Origin of the sequence: Pseudarthrobacter quantipunctorum, assembly GCF_045291495.1 — a bacterium.
In the GTDB taxonomy this organism is placed as follows: Bacteria; Actinomycetota; Actinomycetes; order Actinomycetales; family Micrococcaceae; genus Arthrobacter; species Arthrobacter quantipunctorum.
This window is the reverse complement of record NZ_CP148033.1, coordinates 2,766,468-2,785,807: the sequence shown is the minus strand read 5'-3', so window position 1 is coordinate 2,785,807 and position 19,340 is coordinate 2,766,468. Positions and strand designations below refer to the sequence as shown.

Annotated in this window: 17 protein-coding genes; 9 read left to right on the top strand and 8 right to left on the bottom strand. The window is 66.8% G+C overall.

The features are described from left to right. Nucleotides 1-130 precede the first annotated feature (130 nt). Nucleotides 131-3,802, top strand: coding sequence for a transcription-repair coupling factor (gene mfd / locus WHH00_RS12625; RefSeq protein ID WP_406633230.1), 3,672 nt, complete (start codon nt 131-133; stop codon nt 3,800-3,802). A 6-nt stretch (nt 3,803-3,808) separates the two neighbouring features. After that, nucleotides 3,809-4,621, top strand: coding sequence for a metal-dependent hydrolase (locus tag WHH00_RS12620; protein ID WP_406633228.1), 813 nt, complete (start codon nt 3,809-3,811; stop codon nt 4,619-4,621). A 122-nt stretch (nt 4,622-4,743) separates the two neighbouring features. Here WHH00_RS12620 and WHH00_RS12615 read toward each other — a convergent pair whose 3' ends face one another. The 6 genes from WHH00_RS12615 to nirB all read right to left on the bottom strand — a co-directional run bounded on the left by WHH00_RS12615 (nt 4,744) and on the right by nirB (nt 11,873). Continuing rightward, nucleotides 4,744-5,007 carry a hypothetical protein gene (locus WHH00_RS12615; protein WP_406633226.1) on the bottom strand — a complete coding sequence of 88 codons (264 nt, stop codon included), beginning with the start codon at nt 5,005-5,007 and terminating at the stop codon, nt 4,744-4,746. Nucleotides 5,008-5,057: 50 nt separating this feature from the next. Beyond that, on the bottom strand, nt 5,058-5,783 hold the full coding sequence (deoC, locus tag WHH00_RS12610; protein ID WP_406633224.1) for a deoxyribose-phosphate aldolase: 726 nt from the start codon (nt 5,781-5,783) through the stop codon (nt 5,058-5,060). 145 nt (nt 5,784-5,928) lie between these two features. Next, nucleotides 5,929-6,789 carry an FAD-dependent oxidoreductase gene (locus tag WHH00_RS12605; RefSeq protein ID WP_406633222.1) on the bottom strand — a complete coding sequence of 287 codons (861 nt, stop codon included), beginning with the start codon at nt 6,787-6,789 and terminating at the stop codon, nt 5,929-5,931. A gap of 214 nt (nt 6,790-7,003) precedes the next feature. Then, entirely contained in the window at nt 7,004-8,164 is a 1,161-nt protein-coding gene (locus WHH00_RS12600; RefSeq protein WP_406633220.1) for a uroporphyrinogen-III synthase, read from the bottom strand. 14 nt (nt 8,165-8,178) lie between these two features. Next, on the bottom strand, nt 8,179-9,213 hold the full coding sequence (gene cobA, locus WHH00_RS12595; protein ID WP_406633218.1) for a uroporphyrinogen-III C-methyltransferase: 1,035 nt from the start codon (nt 9,211-9,213) through the stop codon (nt 8,179-8,181). 2 nt (nt 9,214-9,215) lie between these two features. After that, nucleotides 9,216-11,873 (bottom strand): nitrite reductase large subunit NirB, encoded by a 2,658-nt coding sequence (gene nirB, locus WHH00_RS12590; RefSeq protein ID WP_406633216.1) that lies wholly within the window; start codon nt 11,871-11,873, stop codon nt 9,216-9,218. A gap of 270 nt (nt 11,874-12,143) precedes the next feature. Here nirB and nirD point away from each other — a divergent pair, with 270 nt between their 5' ends. Beyond that, a complete protein-coding gene (nirD, locus tag WHH00_RS12585; RefSeq protein ID WP_406633214.1) occupies nt 12,144-12,530 on the top strand; it encodes a nitrite reductase small subunit NirD in 387 nt (128 codons plus the stop codon). A 6-nt stretch (nt 12,531-12,536) separates the two neighbouring features. Here the strand turns inward: nirD and WHH00_RS12580 are convergent, their stop codons facing one another. Together WHH00_RS12580 and WHH00_RS12575 are read right to left on the bottom strand one after the other, a co-directional pair. Further along, nucleotides 12,537-14,297: a phospho-sugar mutase gene (locus tag WHH00_RS12580; protein ID WP_406633212.1), complete on the bottom strand. Its 1,761-nt coding sequence runs from the start codon at nt 14,295-14,297 to the stop codon at nt 12,537-12,539. A 93-nt stretch (nt 14,298-14,390) separates the two neighbouring features. After that, nucleotides 14,391-15,209 carry a purine-nucleoside phosphorylase gene (locus tag WHH00_RS12575; protein ID WP_406633210.1) on the bottom strand — a complete coding sequence of 273 codons (819 nt, stop codon included), beginning with the start codon at nt 15,207-15,209 and terminating at the stop codon, nt 14,391-14,393. Between the two features lie 106 nt (nt 15,210-15,315). Between WHH00_RS12575 and WHH00_RS12570 the strand changes: the two genes are divergently transcribed. The 6 genes from WHH00_RS12570 to WHH00_RS12545 all read left to right on the top strand — a co-directional run bounded on the left by WHH00_RS12570 (nt 15,316) and on the right by WHH00_RS12545 (nt 19,340). Beyond that, nucleotides 15,316-16,731, top strand: a complete 1,416-nt coding sequence (locus WHH00_RS12570) for an NAD(P)H-quinone dehydrogenase (RefSeq protein WP_406633208.1) — start codon at nt 15,316-15,318, stop codon at nt 16,729-16,731. A gap of 49 nt (nt 16,732-16,780) precedes the next feature. Beyond that, nucleotides 16,781-17,539, top strand: a complete 759-nt coding sequence (locus tag WHH00_RS12565; protein ID WP_406633206.1) for a prolipoprotein diacylglyceryl transferase — start codon at nt 16,781-16,783, stop codon at nt 17,537-17,539. Continuing rightward, entirely contained in the window at nt 17,536-17,874 is a 339-nt protein-coding gene (locus WHH00_RS12560) for a hypothetical protein (RefSeq protein ID WP_406633204.1), read from the top strand. The genes WHH00_RS12565 and WHH00_RS12560 overlap by 4 nt, the downstream gene beginning before the upstream one ends. Before the next feature lie 228 nt (nt 17,875-18,102). Continuing rightward, on the top strand, nt 18,103-18,465 hold the full coding sequence (locus WHH00_RS12555) for a hypothetical protein (protein WP_406633202.1): 363 nt from the start codon (nt 18,103-18,105) through the stop codon (nt 18,463-18,465). 187 nt (nt 18,466-18,652) lie between these two features. Next, nucleotides 18,653-19,006 (top strand): hypothetical protein, encoded by a 354-nt coding sequence (locus WHH00_RS12550; RefSeq protein ID WP_406633200.1) that lies wholly within the window; start codon nt 18,653-18,655, stop codon nt 19,004-19,006. A gap of 1 nt (nt 19,007) precedes the next feature. Next, nucleotides 19,008-19,340: a hypothetical protein gene (locus WHH00_RS12545; protein ID WP_406633198.1), complete on the top strand. Its 333-nt coding sequence runs from the start codon at nt 19,008-19,010 to the stop codon at nt 19,338-19,340.

The window sequence follows — 19,340 nt, the reverse complement described above, 5'->3', positions numbered from 1 at the left end:
GCCAGCACGCCAGTCCTGCGCCAGCACGCATTGTCGGAGCTGCGCGGTAGGCTGGGTTTACCCGGGATTCGCAGCGAATTTCGGGTTTTCGCGTTGCCTGCTTTTCCGTAACACCACAGGAGCTTCTGCCATGAGCCTTCCCGGCCCGTCCAATCACGGCCCGTCGCTGGACGGTCTGCGCCGCGCACTTGCCGCGGACCAGACCTTCGCGCGCGTCCGCGCCGAGGCTGCCCGCGGGTTCGCGGTCCGCGGCCAGGACTACCAGATCAGTGCGCCCGCCGGGCTGCGGGCGGTGCTTCTTGCTGAGATGGCGGACGGCATTGCCGCCGCCGGCGCAGGGGACGACGCCGGCGGGCCGGGTGTGGTTCTTGCCGTCACCGCAACGGGCCGGGAGGCTGAGGACCTGACGGCCGCGCTGCGGGCATACCTGCCGGCCGACTGCGTGGCTGAGTTTCCCAGCTGGGAGACCCTGCCCCACGAGCGCCTCTCGCCCCGGTCGGACACCGTAGGCCGGCGCCTCTCGGTGCTGCGCCGCCTGGCGCATCCGGAAACGTCGACGGCGGGCCCGCTCCGGATTGTGGTGGCTCCCGTGCGCGCCGTGGTCCAGCCGGTGGTTGCAAGCCTGGGTGAGCTCGTCCCGGTCACCTTGAAGGTGGGCCAGGAACGGCCCTTCACCGAGGTTGTCCGGAGCCTCTCCGACGCAGCCTACGCCCGGGTGGACATGGTGACGCACCGCGGTGAATTTGCCGTCCGCGGCGGGATCATCGACGTCTTTCCGCCCACTGAGGACCACCCCATCCGGGTGGAGTTCTTTGGTGACGAAGTGGACCAGATGCGCTGGTTCGCCGTGGCAGACCAGCGCTCGCTGTCCTCGCCCGGGCTGCACCACCCCAGCGAGCTGCACGCGCCGCCTTGCCGGGAAATCCTCATCACCCCGTCCGTGATGTCCCGGGCAGCGACCCTCAAGGCACAGCTCCCGGCCGCGGCCGACATGCTTGAAAAAATCGCCGGTGGGATCGCCGTTGAGGGCATGGAGTCCCTGGCGCCGGTGCTGGTGGACTCCATGGTCCCGTTCGTGGAGCAGTTGCCGGCAGGCTCCATCTCGGTGGTCATCGAACCGGAAAAGGTCCGCACCCGTGCCCATGACCTCGCGGCCACCAACGAGGAGTTCCTGGAGGCGGCATGGTCCACGGCGTCCGACGGCGGGACGGCACCTTTGGATCTGAGCTCCCAAGCCAGTGCCGCGCTTCACTCCGCCAGCTTCCGGTCGCTCACGGAAACGCGCAGCTCCTCCCTGGAGCACGGGGTGTCCTGGTGGTCCATCACCTCCCTGGCGCAGGACGAGGAACTGCTCCCCGACATCGACGTCCTCAACCTGCATGCGCGGGAACCGAGGGGCTACCAGGGCGATGTGGCCGAGATGATGGACTTCATCGGCTCCCACGTCCGGGACCAGTGGCGGATCGTCGTCGCCACCGAGGGTCCCGGTCCTGCCCAGCGCCTGGCGGAGCTGTTCCACGAGAACGACATTCCCTGCGCGAGGGTGGACAACCTGGACCACGAGCCCCAGGCGGGCATCATCGAGGTGACTACTGCCGCCGTCGGACGCGGTTTTGTCCTGGACGGGCTCAAGCTGGGCCTCCTCACCGAAGCTGACCTGCTGGGCCGGACCTCCGCCGGCTCAACGAAGGACATGCGGCGGATGCCGTCCAAGCGGCGCAACGCCGTGGACCCGCTGCAGCTCGTGGCCGGTGACCACGTGGTCCACGAACAGCATGGCATCGGCAAGTTCGTGGAACTGATCCAGAGAAAGGTCGCCGGGGGCGGTGACGGGGTGCGCGAGTATCTGGTCCTCGAGTACGCTCCGTCCAAGCGCGGCGCGCCGGGGGACAGGCTATTCGTTCCCACGGACCAGCTGGACCAGGTGACCCGTTACGTCGGCGGGGATACTCCCGTGCTGAGCAAGATGGGCGGCGCGGACTGGGCCAGCACCAAATCCAAGGCACGCAAAGCCGTCAAGGAGATTGCCGGTGAGCTGATCAGGCTCTACTCTGCCCGGATGGCGTCCCGGGGCCATGCCTTCGGCCCGGACACCCCCTGGCAGCGCGAGCTCGAAGAAGCCTTCCCCTATGTGGAGACCCCGGACCAGCTGACCACCATCAACGAGGTGAAAGCGGACATGGAGCGCGAGATCCCCATGGACCGGCTGGTCTCCGGCGACGTGGGCTACGGCAAGACCGAGATCGCCGTGCGCGCCGCCTTCAAGGCAGTGCAGGACGGCAAGCAGGTGGCCGTCCTCGTGCCCACCACGCTGCTGGCCCAGCAGCACTACGAGACGTTCACCGAGCGGTTCTCCGGCTTCCCCCTGCGCGTGAAGCCGCTGTCCCGTTTCCAGGCGTCCAAGGAAGCCAAGGAGACGGCGGAGGGCGTCAAGAACGGGACCGTGGACGTGGTGATCGGAACACACCGGCTGCTGTCCAAGGACTTTGAGTTCAAGGACCTGGGGCTGGTGATCGTGGACGAGGAACAGCGCTTCGGGGTGGAGCACAAGGAAGCGCTCAAGAAGATGCGCACCAACGTGGACGTGCTCGCCATGAGCGCAACCCCCATCCCGCGCACGCTGGAGATGTCGCTGACCGGCATCCGGGAAACCTCCACCCTGGCCACGCCGCCGGAGGAACGGCACCCGGTCCTGACGTATGTTGGCCCCTACACGGACAAGCAGACCTCCGCCGCCATCCGGCGCGAGCTGATGCGTGAAGGACAGGTTTTCTTCGTCCACAACCGGGTGTCCACCATTGAACGGACGGCTGCAAAGATCCGCGAACTGGTGCCCGAGGCCCGCGTGGAGGTGGCGCACGGCAAGATGTCCGAGAGCCGTCTGGAACAGATCATCGTGGACTTCTGGGAGAAGCGCTTTGACGTCCTGGTGTGCACCACCATCATCGAAACCGGGCTGGACATCTCCAACGCCAACACCCTGATCGTGGACGGCGCGGACAAGTACGGCCTGTCCCAGCTGCACCAGCTCCGCGGGCGCGTGGGCCGCGGCCGTGAACGCGCCTACGCGTACTTCCTCTACCCGTCCGAGAAGCCGCTGGGTGAGGTGGCACTGGAACGGCTCAAGGCCGTGGCCACGCACAATGAGCTGGGCGCGGGCATGCAGCTGGCCATGAAGGACCTGGAGATCCGTGGTGCCGGCAACCTGCTGGGCGGCGAGCAGTCCGGCCACATCCAGGGCGTCGGATTCGATCTGTACATCCGCCTGGTGGGTGAGGCCGTGGCTGACTTCCGCGGCGAGGCCGAGGAAAAGGCCGCGGAGATGAAGATCGAGCTGCCCGTCAACGCCCATCTTCCGCACGACTATGTGCCGGGGGAGCGGCTGCGCCTGGAGGCCTACCGGAAGCTCGCCGCTGCGCTCACCAACGAGGCCATCGACGAAGTCCTGGCCGAACTGGTGGACCGGTACGGAGAGCCGCCGCTACCGGCCCAGAACCTTGTGTCCGTGGCGCGCTTCCGGGTGGGGGCCCGTGAAGCCGGCCTGTCCGATGTGGCCCTGCAGGGCAACTTCATCAAGTTCTCGCCGGCCACCCTGCCGGAATCCAAGGTCATGCGGCTGAACCGGATGTACCCGGGGTCCCAGTCCAAGCCGGCGCTCGATGCCGTGCTGATCCCCAAGCCCAAGACGGCAAGGATCGGCGGGCGGGACCTGCAGGACGCGGAAATCCTGGAATGGGCCAACGGCGTGATCCGGAATATCTTCTCCGACGCGCCGCTCGCCGCTCCGGCAGTCAGCGGATAAGAGGTGATGGGAGGTCACCACGCCGCGTCGGGAGCCGCGGCGTGGGTAGCTATTGCCTCGACGGGCCCGTACACGCTGGGCTGGTACCCGCTGGATGCCACAGGGATCCTGATTGGGGGAATGGCGACGGCGGGAACAGCCCTGGTGTGCGACTGGGACCACCGGCACAGTACGGTGGCCAATTCCTTGCCGCCGCTGTCCAACGTGATCGCCGTCGGCATCGAGAATGCCAGCGGCGGGCACCGCCAGGGGACGCACTCCGTCCTCGGGGCGGCCTTCTTTGTCCTGCTGGCTACGCTGGCGGGGCAGTTCCAGCTCCAGACTGAGTGGGGGCTGCTGTCCGTGGGTGCGGGGCTGCTGTGCATGTTCATGATCAACATTGCGGCGAAGGCCTTGAAGCTGTTCCCGAAGGCGGGGTTCATCAGCAACTGGATCTTCGCTCTGACCATGGCGGGGCTGGTCACCTGGTTCGCGCCGGACCAGTGGACCTGGCTTCCGGTCTCCATGCTGACCGGTGTGGTGGTCCATATCGTGGGGGACCTGGTCACCACCGGCGGTGTCCCCCTGCTGTGGCCGCTGGTGATCAGGCCGCCTAAGCCCCTGCGGCGGGTTCCGCTGCTGCGCCAGGTGTGGCGGCCCAATGGGGCGCTGTCCCTTCCGCTGCTGGGACGGGCCGGCTCCAAACGCGAGTGGCTTGTCCTGATTCCGGTGAGCGCATACGCCATGGTGGGCCTGAGCATGGCCGCCTGGTCCGTAGCGCACGCGCACTGGGGCCGCGCCGCCGATGCCGCAGTGGCGTGGGCTCGCGTCTGGTTCTGAAAGCAGAAAAGAACCCTTGGGCTGAACAGTCCAAGGGTTCTTTGTGGTTCATCATCCCAACTGGGTAGCACCAAGTGTCGTTGTGGCCCTTCATAACGACACTTAGCGCTACTTAGTTGGGCCTAGTGTTCGCCGGCGGAGTCCGAGCGTCCCAGGATGCTCTGCGGAATCCAGAAGGCCAGGGCGAAGAGCCCAAGGCAGACTGCCATGGGCCAGGGGTTATCCAGCGTCAGGAAGGAGAGGGAGTACACGGCTCCCAGGAACAGCGCGATCATGACCACAAAAAGGAAGATGCTCGTGCCGAGCTTGTTCTCGTTTTGCGGGGTCTGGATGGTCCCTTCCTGGGCAGATGAGCCCTGGCTGGACGCCGTGATCTTGCTGGACATAGTTCCTCCTCGGCCCCGCGGGGCTCAATCTGTGGCGGCTTCCGGTGCCGTCAGTACGACGATGAACCCTGTTCACCCTTGACAATGGCAATTCCGGAGCTGGCACCAATACGTGTTGCACCTGCTGCAATCATAGCCTGCGCGTCAGCCAGGGACCTTACCCCGCCGGAGGCCTTGACGCCCAGGCCCGGCCCCACCGTGGCGCGCATCAGGGCGATGTCCTCCGCTGTTGCACCCCCGCCGTTGAACCCGGTGGAGGTCTTCACGAAGTCCGCTCCGGCTTCTACGGCTGCCTCGCAGACCGTGACCTTCTGGCTGTCGGTGAGCAGCGCGGTTTCAATGATGACCTTCAGGATCGCGCCGCTGGCGTGCACTGCCTCGGCCACGGCGGAGATGTCCTCGACAAGCGCGCCTTTGTCCCCGGCCCTGGCAGCGGCGATGTTGATGACCATGTCCACTTCATCGGCCCCGTCCAGGACAGCGCCGCGGGCTTCGAAGGTCTTGACGTCCGTGGGGGTGGCACCCAGCGGGAACCCCACCACCGAGCAGGTGAGGACGCCGGTGCCCCGCAGCGCGGTCTTGACGGTTTTAACCCAGATGGGGTTGACGCATACGGATTTGAAACCGTATTCCGCCGCTTCGGCGCAGACCTTGAGGACGTCCGCTTCCCCTGCCTCAGGCTTCAGCAGCGTGTGGTCGATGTAGGACGCTATGGCGCTGGAACCTGCGGCGCCGGTGGCTGCAGTCTGAACGGAAGGGGTGGCTTCGTTGCTCATGGTGGTCCTCTCCAAGGGGCCTGTGGGCCGGGCGTTGTAACGCCCATGACTCGTTTCGGAACCATCTTGCCACAGCAAGGCCTTGGGCCCCGGCCTGCAACGGGACCCGCCGCGGGCGGTAAATGACCGCAGCGTTGTGGCGGGCTCAGGCGGCAGCCTGCAGGGGGACGGCAGCCGAAGCAGCGGTCAGCAGCTGCGTGGCGCAGGCACCCGCAGCTGAAGCCGCGGCAACCAGCAGGCCCAGCCGCACGCCGTCGAACGCTGCGGCGTCACCGAGGGCCCAGATGCCGGGGACTGACGTGCGGAAGTCCTGGCTGATAACGATCCCACCGCTGGGTGCCGTCCGCAGGCCGGCGCTGGCAGCCAAACCGTCCCGCGAGATCCGCTCCTCGGCCAGGACCACCAGGTCACCGTTCATGCTGCTGCCGTCCTCGAAGATCACAGCGGACGCAGCAAAGCCGGACCCGGACGTGCCGGGAACGACCGCCGCGGGGCGGGCCGTGGTGCGGACCGGGCGGACACCCTGGGCGCGGAGCACGGCCTCGGCCTGGCCAGCCGCCGTGCCGTTGCCCACCAGGATTCCCAGGGGCCGGCGGCCCAGCTCCCTGGCTACCTCGCTGACGGCCTCCCCGATGCGGGCGGCGTCATCGATGGTGGAGTAGCTCAGGCACGCGCCCGCCCCCTCCACCGGATTGGCCACGGGTGCCGATCCGGTGGCGATGACCAGCTGGTCGTAGGCGAATTCCATGCCGTCCGCGGTGGCAACGGTGCGGTTGACGGCGTCGATGTGGCTGGCGGGCTGGCCGAACCGGACCGAGACCTGCGGCAGCAGCGCCAGCTCCAGCAGTTCCTCCGGGGTGTCGTCCCGGTTGCTCAGCACAGTGATGGTGCCGGTGAAACGGGCCCGGTCAAGCTGGCTGACAAGCGCCTGGGCAGCAGGACCCGCCCCTGCAATGACGATGCGGGTGGCGGAGGAGGTGGATGTGGAGGGTGCCGGAGCGGACATGTGCTGGCCCTTTCGCTGGCGGCCGGGAGCGGCCGGAACTTCGTGATGGAACCCAGCGTAGGCCCGCGCTTTTTCCGGCGTGTTTCCCTGCAGTTGCTGTTTAAAGGCCCTGTGTTCGCCAGTGTTTACCGGCCGGTAACAGAACCCGTGACCTGCCTCTCATCCGCCAGCCGGCCGACACATTTGCGCTGTGGTGCGGCCCGTTCCGGCACCGCTAGACGCGGATACGGTAGCCGCGCTTCACCACAGTCTCCACCAGCCGGCCGTCAGGCAGGGAAGAGCGGAGACGGCTGACGGTCATGTCCAGGGCGTGGACGGAACCGCGCAGTTCCAGCAGGTCGGACAGCGATTCCCGGGACAGGACTGCGCCGCCGGCACCCAGCAGGGCACGGAGCAGCAACAGCGGCGCAGGGGCCAGTTCCACGGCCTGCCCGTTAATGCGCAGGCTGCGCCCGCGCAGCTCGATGTTGCCGGACCTGGTGTCCAGCCGGCGCACGTGGTTGAGGGCGAGGTGCTCGCACACCAGCCGGATCAGCGCACCCATCCGGAACCGTTCGGGGATCAGCGGAGTCACGCCCGCGTCCAGCAGGGGCTGCGCCGTGACCGGACCCACCACTGCCGTGGTGACGTTGGTCTTCAGGCTCTCGATCAGTTGCTTGTAGACGCCCATCTCGTGGGCGGTGCTCCACATGGCATCCACCGCAGGGGCGCTGGTGAAGGTGAGGACGTCCAGGTTCCCGCTGCAGGCCGCCTCGATCAGCCGGGGGAGTCGGTCCTCGCCGTCGGGCTTTACCCAGCGGTACGGCGTGACTGTCAGGACGGTGGCGCCGGACATCCGCAGGCGTTCCAGCTGCCGTACATCGGTGTAGCCGTGCAGCTGCACGGCAACGGTTTTGCCGCGCACGCCCTCGGCCAGCAGCATGTCCACCAGTGTCGCGGTGGTTTCGTCGCTGCTGATCCCGACGTCGGCGAGGCCGGCGGCGCGCACCGCACCGCGGGCCTTGGGGCCGCGGACGAACATCCGGCAGGCGCCCAGGGTCTCGAGCAGCTGCTCGCCGATACCGAAGGAATCCGCGGCCTCGCACCAGCGCCGCATCCCGTACGCTGTGGTGGCAATGCAGAGGTCCGGCCGGGCGGCGATGATGGCCCTGGTATCTTCGATAAGCCGCATGTCCTCCTGCACGGGCGCGATTTTCAGGGCGGGGGCGTGCAGCACTTCCGCTCCGCGGCGTTCCAGCGCCTCTATCAGGTCCTGGGACCGCCGGTGCGATGTGACACCGATGCGGAAACCCTCCAGGGGAGCCTCTGCGGCGTCGGGTGCTTCCTCAGGCGTTCGTTCGACCTGCGGTGGTTCGGCCGGTGCAAGTGCAGTCATGGGGGTCAATCCTTTCACGAACCCAGCAGCGAGGCCGCCAGCCTGTCCAGGTCGGCAGCGGCCTCGGCATGCCCGCGGTTGGCCTCAGCCACCCGGACCACCTCGCCGATAACCAGCACGGCAGGGTTGCTGCACCCGGCCGCGGCGGAGGCAATGGTGCCAAGATCCGCGATGGTGGTGCGCTGGCCGGGACGGTAGCCGCGCTCCACCACTGCCATGGGCATGTCCGCCCGCATTCCGGCCCGGCGGAGACCGGCGGCGAGCTGGTGCAGCGTTCCGATGCCCATGAGCACCACGATGGTCCCGCCCAGGCCGGCAAGGTGCTGGTGCTCCTTTTCTGTCAGCGGGGCGTGGCCGGACACCACTGTGAACATGTGGCTGACTTCCCGGTGGGTGACGGGGATGCCTGCGGCGGCGGGAACGGAAATGGCGCTGGTCACGCCGGAGATGACGCGGACCTTGACCCCGGCGGCGACGCAGGCGGCAACTTCCTCTCCGCCGCGGCCGAAGACGTACGGGTCCCCGCCCTTGAGGCGGACCACGTTGTTGCCGGCCAGGGCGCTTTCCACCATGAGCTTCTCGATGCCCGCCTGGCTTACCTTGTGGTGGCCGGGCTTCTTGCCCACGTCCACCAGTTCAGCTGAGGTGAGAGAAGGAAGTTCCTGGTACGGGGCGAGCCGGTCGTAGAACACCACGTCGGCGTCGCGGAGTGCCTTGACGGCTGCCACGGTCAGGAGCTCGGTTGTGCCGGGTCCGCCACCCACCAGGGTGACGTGCCCCGGGGCACCGGCAGCGGGCTCCGCAGCCACCGGAATTCCGGTATCCCGGCACCGGCCAAGGAGGGAATCCCAGCCGGGCTGTCCGTCCTCCACCGCTGCAACCAGGAAGGGGCGTTCGGGCAGGGGACCGTCGTGGGCTGCGCCCTGCGGAGTGCTGAGGCGGTAGACGACGGCGCCGGCGGCCTCGTAGCGGCGGACTGCCTGGCGGGCGGCATGGTCCGAGCCCGTCACCAGTACTTCACGGCCGGTGAGATCAATGCTGAGCTGCATGCCTATACCTCGTTCCTGATGGGTTCCGGCGTGCCGGGGCGGACCGGAATGGAAGCTCCGATGAGGACTGGCTGCTGGGCGGCTGACGCCTTTTCCTCGGCGGTGGCGGGGCGCATCTGGCCGCGCTCGTCGGGGACGAAGGTGATGGAGTCGTCCTTCTGGTCGGGCGCGTTGACGAAGGAACGGAAGCGGCGCAGCCGCTCGGGGTCCTTCAGGGTGTCTGCCCATTCGTCGATGTAGGTGTCCACGTGCTTGGCCATGGCAGCCTCAAGGTCCGCGGCGATGCCTAGGGTGTCCTTGACCACCACGTCCTCAACGTGCTTGATGCCGCCGTCGAGCTCTTCCTGCCACCGAGCGGTGCGCTGCAGGCGGTCGGCGGTGCGGATGTAGTACATGAAGTAGCGGTCGATGTACTTGATCAGCGTTTCGTCGTCGAGGTCCTTGGCGAGCAGCTGGGCGTGGGCCGGCGTGGCGCCGCCGTTGCCGCCGACATACAGGTTCCAGCCGTCCGCGGTGGCAATGACGCCCACGTCCTTGCCGCGGGCTTCGGCGCATTCGCGGGCACAGCCGGAGACGCCCATCTTGAGCTTGTGCGGGCTGCGGAGGCCGCGGTAGCGCAGTTCCAGCTGGATGGCCATGGCCACCGAGTCCTGGACGCCGAAGCGGCACCAGGTGGAACCGACGCAGGACTTCACGGTGCGCAGGCTCTTGCCGTAGGCCTGCCCGGATTCGAAACCGGCGTCCACCAGTTCCTTCCAGATCTCGGGCAGCTGCTCCAGCCGGGCACCGAACATGTCGATCCGCTGGCCGCCGGTGATCTTGGTGTACAGGTTGTACTTTTCGGCGACGGCGGCGATCACGCCGAGCTTCTTGGGGGTGATTTCACCGCCGGCGATGCGGGGGACCACCGAGTAGGTGCCGTCCTTCTGCATGTTGGCCAGGGCGCGGTCGTTGGTGTCCTGCAGGGTGCCGCGGCCGGCGTCCAGGACGTAGGCGCTGTTCTGGCTGGCCAGGATGTTGGCGATGGTGGGCTTGCAGATGTCGCAGCCGGCGCCGGTGCCGTACTTGGCCATGATCTCCTCGAAGGAGGTCAGTTCCAGGACGCGGATGGCGTCGAAGAGTTCCTGGCGGGACAGCTCGATGTGCTCGCAGAGGGCCTTGGAGACCTCGACGCCGGACTTGGTGAGCTCGGTTTCGAGCAGCTTCTTGAGCATCGGGACGCAGGAACCGCACTGGGTGCCGGCGCGGGTGCAGCCCTTCAGCTCACCCAGTTCCTGGACGGGCGCGTTGCCCTCGCAGGCGCCGCAGCCGTTGATGGCGTCGCGGATGCTGCCGGCGGTGACGTTGTTGCAGGAGCAGAGGGTGGCGTCGTCCGGAAGCTCGGTTTCGGGGGCTTCGCCGCCGCCGGCCGCACTGAGGAACGCACCCGGCTCGGCGGGAAGTTCACGGCCCAGCAGGGGGCGCAGGCTCATGTACGGTGAAGCGTCGCCCACGAAGATGCCGCCCAGGAGGGTCTTGGCGTCGTCTGTGGTGACGATCTTCTGGTACACGCCGCGGGCTGGGTCGGCGTAGACGATTTCGAGGGCATGCTCGGTTTTGGCGAAGGCGTCACCGAAGCTGGCGACGTCCACTCCGGACAGCTTGAGCTTGGTGGCGGTGTCGAAGCCGGGGAAGGTGGCGTCGCCGCCGTGGAGGCGGTCGGCAACGATCTCGGCCATGGTGTTGGCCGGGGCAACCAGGCCCAGGCACATGCCGCCGAAGTTGGCCACTTCACCGATGGCCCAGATACCGTCCACCTCGGTGGCGCAGTAGTCGTTGATGACAACACCGCCGCGCTGGCCCAGCGAGAAGACCTGCTCTTCGCCTTCCGCGGCGCGGAATAGTTCATCCCGGGGCCGGACGCCAATGGCGACGATCACGAGGTCGGCGTCGATCACGCGGCCGTCTGCCATGAGCACGCCGGTGACCTGGCCGTCGTCGTCGGACAAAACCTCGGACGGGAAGACGCCGCCGTGGACTTCGAAGCCCTTGGCCTTGATGAGGCGCCCCATTGCCTGGCCGGCGCCCTCGTCGAGCTGGGTGGCCATGAGCCACTGTGAACCGTCGATGACGATCGGGTTGGCACCGAGCTGCTCCGTGCCGGCGGCCGATTCGAGGCCCAGGAGGCCGCCGCCGATGGTGACTGCGTTGACCTTGCGGCCCAGCTTCTCTTTCAGCCCTGCGATGGCCTGGTTAATGGCCCAGACGTCTTCGAGGGTGCGGTAGACGTGCGTGTGCTCGGCGCCGGGGATGGGGAGGCGTGCTGCGTTCGAGCCGGTGGCCACCACCAGTTCGTCATACTCGAAGGTGTTGCCGGCGGCGGTCTCCACGGTTTTGGCTTCGGCGTTGATCCTGATGACCCGCTCGCCGGTCTTGAGCTCCAAGGAAGGGTGGTCCCACATGGACGCAGTGCCCAGCGTAAGGTCCACGTCCTTGTCCGTGAGCGCCTTGGACAGGGCAACACGGTCGTAGGGAAGGTGGACTTCCTCAGTGAGGACCGTGACATGCCAGCCGTCGAGGCCACGGGCATGCATTGCGTCCGCAAAACGGTGGGCCGCGGGGCCGCCGCCGGCGACGACGATGCGGCGCGGAGTCTCTGAGCTTGAAGTCTGTTCGGTCACTGATGGCCTTTCGCATGGGCCGCAGTGGAACTGCAGCCTTCTCTGTCGAGCTGTCCATCCAGACTAGGGAGACGCAGTTTCGCTTCAGTTTCCCAATTGTTTCGTCAACTTAACTTCTGCATCACGAACGCATTTCCGGCCGTGTGAGGTGTCTTTTACGCGCCGGACACATTCGCTGCACGCCGCTGAAACACCCGGAGCCTAGCGTGGTTCACGGCTGCAAAGGCGGCCCACCGAGAAGGATTACACGCACAGGGAGAGGAGCCGGACATGACGGCAACACTGGAACTTGGGGCACTCGAAGCCGGCCTTAACGAGGCGGTATCCGGGATCACGGGCGGCTGGCACAGCGTTTGCCCCGTGGAGGACCTGGAAATCGCCTGGGGCGAGGCAGCCCTGGTTGCGGGACGCCAGATTGCCCTCTACCGCACCGGTGCCACCGAAGTTTTCGCGGTTGCGCACGAGGACCCTGCCACCGGAGCCCATGTCATGGCGCGCGGAATCCTCGGCTCCCGGGGCGAGCGCCCCACCATCGCGTCGCCGCTGCACAAAGAGGTCTACGACCTTGAAACCGGTGAATGCTTCAGCACCCCGGGCCTGGCCATTGCAACGTTCCGCACCCGCATCAGCGACGGCATCGTGGAGATTGAGCTGTAGCGGCGGCTAAAGCCCCAGCGCTTCACTGACGTCGCGGAGCACCTCATCCAGCGCTGCCCGCGCCGCCTGCCGGGCAGCGGGCAGCTCCGCGGCGGAACCCACGTGCTGGATCACCTCGAGGTAGCACTTGAGCTTCGGCTCGGTGCCGCTCGGACGGATAATCACGCGCGTCAGGTCCCGGGTGACGTACAGCAGCCCGTCCGTGGGCGGCAACTGGTCAGTGCCCTCGGCCAGGTCCGTGTAAACCTCGACGGCGGATGATCCGAAGGTTTCCGGCGGGGAGACCCTGAGCCGGTTCATCATCGCGTCCAGGAGCCCCAGGTCCGCAACCCTGATGCTGAGCTGGTCGCTGGCGTGCAGGCCGTGCTGCAGGTAGAGCTCGTCCAGGGTGTCAAAGACAGTCTTGCCGTCAGCCTTGGCCGCCGCCGCCAGTTCCGCGATCAGCAGGGCAGCCGAGATCCCGTCCTTGTCCCGCACCACATCCGGCGCCACACAGTAGCCCAGGGCTTCCTCGTAGCCGTACACCAGTCCGGGAACCCGGGAAATCCATTTGAACCCGGTCAGTGTCTCCTGGTGGGCATAGCCGGCTGCTGTGGCGATGCGGGCAAGCAGCCGGGAGGACACGATCGAATTCGCGAACACTCCATGCGCACCCTCTTCCGTGCCGCCGTCGTCCTTTGCCTTCCCCGCGGCAATCCGGGCGGCGATGTGCGCTCCCAGGAGTGCACCCACCTCGTCGCCGCGGAGCATCCGCCAGGCGCCTGTGTCAGGGTCCTTCGCCGCAACAGCCGCCCTGTCGGCGTCGGGATCATTGGCGATCACGATGTCTGCCCCGCGCCGCTCGGCGGACTCCAGCGCCAGGTCCAGGGCGCCGGGTTCTTCCGGGTTGGGGAAGCTGACGGTGGGAAAATCCGGGTCCGGTTCGGCCTGCTCCGCAACCAGGGTGATGTCTTTGAAACCTGCGGCATTCAGGACCGCCAGCGCGGTCCCGCCGCCCACACCGTGCAACGGAGTCAGGACGATGCTCAGGTCACGGGCCGGGAACCCGCCGGGCATGGCCAGCGCAGCTGTGGCACGTTCGTAGTCGGTTGCAATGGACGCGTCCAGGACAGTCCAGCCGGAGGGGGCAAGGGTGATCGATTCCAGCGGCCCCACCGCATTGATCCGGGCGGCGATGGCGGCGTCGTAGGGGGTTACGATCTGTGCGCCGTTGCCGTTCTCCGGCACGGCGTGGCGGCCCAGGTACACCTTGTAGCCGTTGTCCTGCGGCGGGTTGTGGCTGGCGGTCACCATGACCCCGCCGTCGCATTCCAGCGCCCTGACGGCGAAGGCCAGCAGGGGAGTGGGCAGCGCGGCCGGCATCAGGAACGTTTCTATCCCCGCTGCCGTGAAAATCGCGGCGGTTTCCTCGGCAAAGATATCCGAGTTGTGCCGGGCGTCGTAGCCGACGACGGCGCGCGGCCGGGTTCCCGGCGAGGTCTCGCCTACCGCCGACAGGAGGAAGTCCGCCAGGCCGGCGGCGGCCCGCCGCACCACGATCCTGTTCATCCGGTTCGGGCCCGGCCCCAGCGCCGCGCGAAGCCCCGCCGTGCCGAACTGCAGCGTGCCCCGGAAGCTGTCCTCGAGTTCCTGGCGGGCTGCCGGGACGCCGGTTTCCACCTGCCCGATGAGCTCGAGGAGGGAGGCCGAGGTCACCGGATCCGGATCTTGGGCAGCCCACGCGCGGGCATCATCGAGCAGGCGGATTTCGGCATCGGAAGACGTCATGGGCATAACGCTATCGTTATTGGCCGGCCACTTCTTCCAACCGCGGCCACTAAATGACCGTGGGAGGCGCGCCGCAAGTGACCGGCCGCCTGCTCAGAGCCGGGCGATGATCCCGGCCAGCAGCTTCGAAATCCGCGGGCCGGCAGCCTGTCCGGACTCGATGACTTCCTGGTGGCTCAACGGCTGCGGGCTGATGCCTGCGGCAAGGTTGGTGACCAGTGAAATGCCGAACACCTCCATCCCGGCGTGGCGTCCGGCGATGGCTTCCAGCGCCGTCGACATGCCCACCAGGTCCGCGCCGATGCGTTTGGCGTACTGCACCTCGGCGGGCGTCTCATAGTGCGGGCCGGGGAACTGGGCGTAGACGCCTTCTTCCAGGGTGGCATCGACTTCCCGGGCCAGGCCTCGGATCCGGGCAGAGTAGAGATCGGTCAGGTCCACGAACGTGGCCCCCTCCAGCGGCGAGGCGGCGGTGAGGTTGATGTGGTCGCTGATCAGCACGGGGGTGCCCGGGGTCCAGTTTTCTTTCAACCCTCCGCAGCCGTTCGTCAGCACCAGCGTTTTGCAGCCAGCAGCGGCCGCTGCGCGGATGCCGTGCACCACCGAACGCACGCCTTTGCCCTCGTAATAGTGCGTCCTTGCACCCAGGACCAACGCCCGCTTGCCGTCCGTGGTCAGGACCGAGCGGATGGTGCCCACGTGTCCTTCCACCGCCGGGGCGTGGAACCCGGGGACCTCGTCGGCAGACAGGGTGGCAGTGGTCTCGCCAATCAGGTCGGCTGCTTCGCCCCAGCCGGAGCCAAGCACCAGGGCGACGTCGTGGCTGTCCACGCCGGTTTCCTCGGCGATGTAGTCGGCGGCGGCACGCGCGGCGGCGAAAGGATCGGTGTTCAGGAAGTCAGTTGTACTCACAGGTACAAGCTATCCTGCCGCCCGTGATGCCGCCCACCCGGGGCCCTTTCTCCTCAGAGACCGTTTTCTTTGGCGGTGCGGGGGAGTTGCAGGAGAATGATTGTTTGTGACTACGCATCCAGATTTCAGTTCCCCCCGGATCGCAATCCTGGGAGGTGGTCCCGGCGGGTACGAAGCCGCCATGGTGGCCGCCTCGCTGGGGGCGCAGGTCACCATCATCGAGCGTGCCGGACTGGGCGGATCGGCTGTGCTGACCGACGTCGTCCCCTCCAAGACCCTGATCGCCACCGCGGACCTCATGACACGCGTAGGCGAGGCGGGCGAGCTGGGCGTGAAGTTCGACGTCGACGGCGGAGACTTTGTGCCCGTGATGCGCGCCGACCTTAAGCACATCAACGACCGTCTGCTGAACCTTGCCCGCAGCCAGTCCAAGGACATCCACGATGGCCTGGAAAACCTCGGAGTGCGGATCATCACCGGATCCGGCCGCCTGCTGGATGACCGCACCATCGAGGTCCTCACGGCGGAAGGCACCGAAACCGTTGAGGCGGACACCATCCTGCTCGCCGTGGGCGCCCATCCGCGCGAGCTTCCCACGGCCCGGCCGGACGGCGAACGGATCCTCAACTGGACGCAGATCTACGACCTTGACGAGCTGCCCGAAGACCTGATCGTGGTGGGTTCCGGTGTCACCGGGGCGGAGTTCGCCTCCGCGTACAACGGACTGGGATCCAAGGTCACGCTGATCTCCAGCCGTGACAGGGTGCTTCCCGGGTCCGATGTGGATGCGGCAGTAGTACTGGAGGAAGTGTTCGAGCGCCGCGGTGTCCGGGTCCTGTCACGCTCCCGCGCCGAGACCGTGGAACGGACGGACGACGGCGTTGTGGTCACCCTCAGCGACGGGTCCAAGGTCACCGGCAGCCACTGCCTGCTGTGCCTGGGCTCCATTCCCAACACCGCCGGGATCGGCCTGGAAGCGGCCGGCGTGGCGGTCAGCGAGAGCGGCCACATCAAGGTGGACGGCGTATCCCGCACCTCAGCCCCCAACATCTACGCCGCCGGTGACTGCACCGGCGTGCTGCCGCTCGCCTCCGTGGCGGCCATGCAGGGCCGCATCGCGGTGGCGCACTTCATGGGCGACACCGTCACCCCGCTCAAGCTGCACCAGGTGGCATCGAACATCTTCACCTCCCCGGAAATCGCAAACGTGGGCGTCTCGGAAGCTGAGATCGAGTCGGGCAAGTACCAGGGCGACATCATCAAGCTCTCGCTGCGCAGCAACGCCCGCGCCAAGATGCGGAACCATAAGGACGGTTTTGTAAAAATCTTCGCCCGCAAGGGTTCCGGCACCGTCATCGGCGGCGTGGTTGTGGGGCCGAACGCCTCGGAGCTGATCTTCCCCATCTCCATCGCGGTGAAGCAAAAGCTGCACGTGGACGACGTCGCCAGCACCTTTACCGTGTACCCCTCCCTGAGCGGATCGATTTCCGAGGCTGCGCGGCGCCTGCACGTCCACCTGTAAGGGCCGAAAGGCCCCCTGCTGGGGTGCACCCCGTTGCTACACTCTGCTCATGATCGGGCTTCCCTTCGCGGGAAACGGGCTGGTGCATGCCGGCTTTATGGGGCTGGGGATACTGGCGGCCCTGGTGTTCTACGCCTTTGAGAAGCGCCGCCGTGGCCTTACCGACCCGAGACTGTGGCCGATTGCAGGTTTCGCCATCGCTTTCGGGGCGATTGGTTCCAGGCTGCTTACGTGGGACCTGTCCCGGGAGGTGTCGCTGGCGGACTGGTGGGGCAACGGTGACCGCAGCATCCTTGCCGGCCTTGTAGGCGCATGGCTAGGCGTCCATCTGGGCAAGCGGCTGACTGGGTACCGGGAGAAGACCGGTGACCTGCTGGCACCCGCAGTGGCCTTGGCCATGGTCATCGGCCGCGTCGGGTGTCTCCTCACCGAGCTGCCCGGTACGCGGACCGGGGGACCATGGGGAATCACCCTAACCTCCGGGCAGGCTTTGGTGATCGGCGGGCCGGCCGGGGTGGGGCTTCATCCGTCCTTTGCCTATGAGATCGGGTTCCATCTGGCCACTTTTGCGCTCATGTGGCACTTTCGCGACCGCCTGCCCCATCCCGGCGACCTCTTCATCTGCTACGTGGCGTCCTATGCCGTGTTCCGGTTCGGCGTCGAATTCGTCCGCGGCAACGAGGTGATCTGGCTGGGAATGAGCCGTCCACAGTGGTTCCTGCTGGCAGTTCTGCCACTTCTGCTCTGGCGGGTGCTCCGGGTATTTGGAGAACCACTCCGCCCGAAGTTGGAGGAGAGAGCAGCATGAGCGGGGGCAACTTATCGTCCCAGGGCGGGGAGGAGCGACCTGAACCGGCCCTCGGCCCCATGGGGTTCGGAATCCTGTTCGGGACTACTGCCCTTTACGCCATCTATGTCGGGGTGCCCATTGCTTTCGGTGGACCCGCTTCCATGCGTTTCCTGACCGGGCCGTCCGCCTTCATTCCCCTTGCCGTCTATCTTTTGGTAGCGATTGTGCTGACGGTCCGGCCGCGCACGTCCCGGTGGGGTGCGGGCCTGCTCGTTGGCCTGGGTATCTTCACCCTGCTCGGCGGCGGGGTTTGCGTTGGAACCCTCGCCGCGCAGATGGGAGGTCAGGCCTGAGATGAATCGCTCACCGTTCTCGTCCCGGCAGGTGTTGCCCGGCCCGGGCCAGCCGCTGCGCGGGGACTCATTCCGGTTCGGTGTCCAATCCATCTGCGGCAACGAGGTGCTTTGGCTCGGGAGGAGCCGGCCCCAACGGTTCCTCCTGGTGGTCCTCCACCTGCTGTTCTGGCGGCTGCTGCGGGTATTCGGGGCCCACTCGGTCCGGACTTGGAAGGAAGAGCGGCTATGAGCGCTGACAACCCTGAAGAAGCCTGGAGCCCACTGCCGCCGCCCCATCACGAGGAGCCACCCCCTGAACCAAGACGTGGCTCGATGGTGCTCGGCATCCTTCTCGGAGCTGTTGCCCTTTATGCCCTCTATTTCGGGACAACAGCTGGTATTGCTCCGGATGAAGGCTACAAGACCGACCTCGCCGGGCCTGCAGCGTTCATACCAATCGTCGCGTACCTGGCGGTAGCCGGTGCCCTGGCAATCTGGACCCGCACGTCCCGGCTGGGTGCGGGGCTGCTGATTGGCCTAGGGGTCTTCATCCTGGTCGGCGGCGGGATCTGCGTCATGGCCCTCTCCCAGATGAGTAGCCGGATATGAATTTGTCACCGTTCTCCTCCCGGCATGTGCTTCTCGACGACCCCGGCCACCCGCGTCGCGGCCACGACGTCTTGCTGGGGAAGAGCCGTCCAGAGTGGTTCCTGCCGCCCATCCCGCCCCTGCTGGTCAGGCGGATCCAGCGGGTATCCGGGAAACCGCTCCGTCCGACGTTGAAGGGGAAAGCCGCGTGAGCGAGGAACCCTACGATGTTGCCCGGGAGCCTTCCCCTTCGGACCCCGGCGGTGGCCTGCAGCAACCGGAAAAGTCCGGATCCATCGGAGCGGGGGTCGCCTTTGGGGTACTGGCGTTGTGGGCCGTATATGTAGGGGCAGGCGTTGGGCAGGGGCCCTATGCCTCGTCCGGAAGGTTTCCCGCACTGTCCACGCCGTTCATTCCGATCGCCGTCTACATGGCTGTGGCAATTGTGCTTTCCATCGTGCGCCGGACATCGCGGTTTGGAGCCGGGATGCTGATAGGGATGGGCGCCTTCATTCTCCTCGACGGCCTTTGCCTGGGAATTCTTGCCCGGGGTGGTGCCTGAGATGAACCCTTCCCCACCGCCAGGCCAGGGCAAGCCGCCGAAAGAACGCCGTGACGGCTTGCTGGGGAGGGGATTTACCCTTGGTGCTTTTGCGCTCTATGCCCTCTACATCAGCGCGACTGTCCCGATCGGCGGACCACCGATGTGGAACGCCAGCTACCTTGGTGGAGCGGTTGCCTTTATACCGATCGCCGTCTACCTGACGGCAGCCATACTGCTTACGGTCAGGCAAAAAACGTCGCAATTTGGTGCCGGCATGCTGATCGGCCTCGGGGTCTTCCTGTTGTTTGGGGGCGGACTCTGCATCGGATCCCTAGCTCAGTCAGGAGCCTGA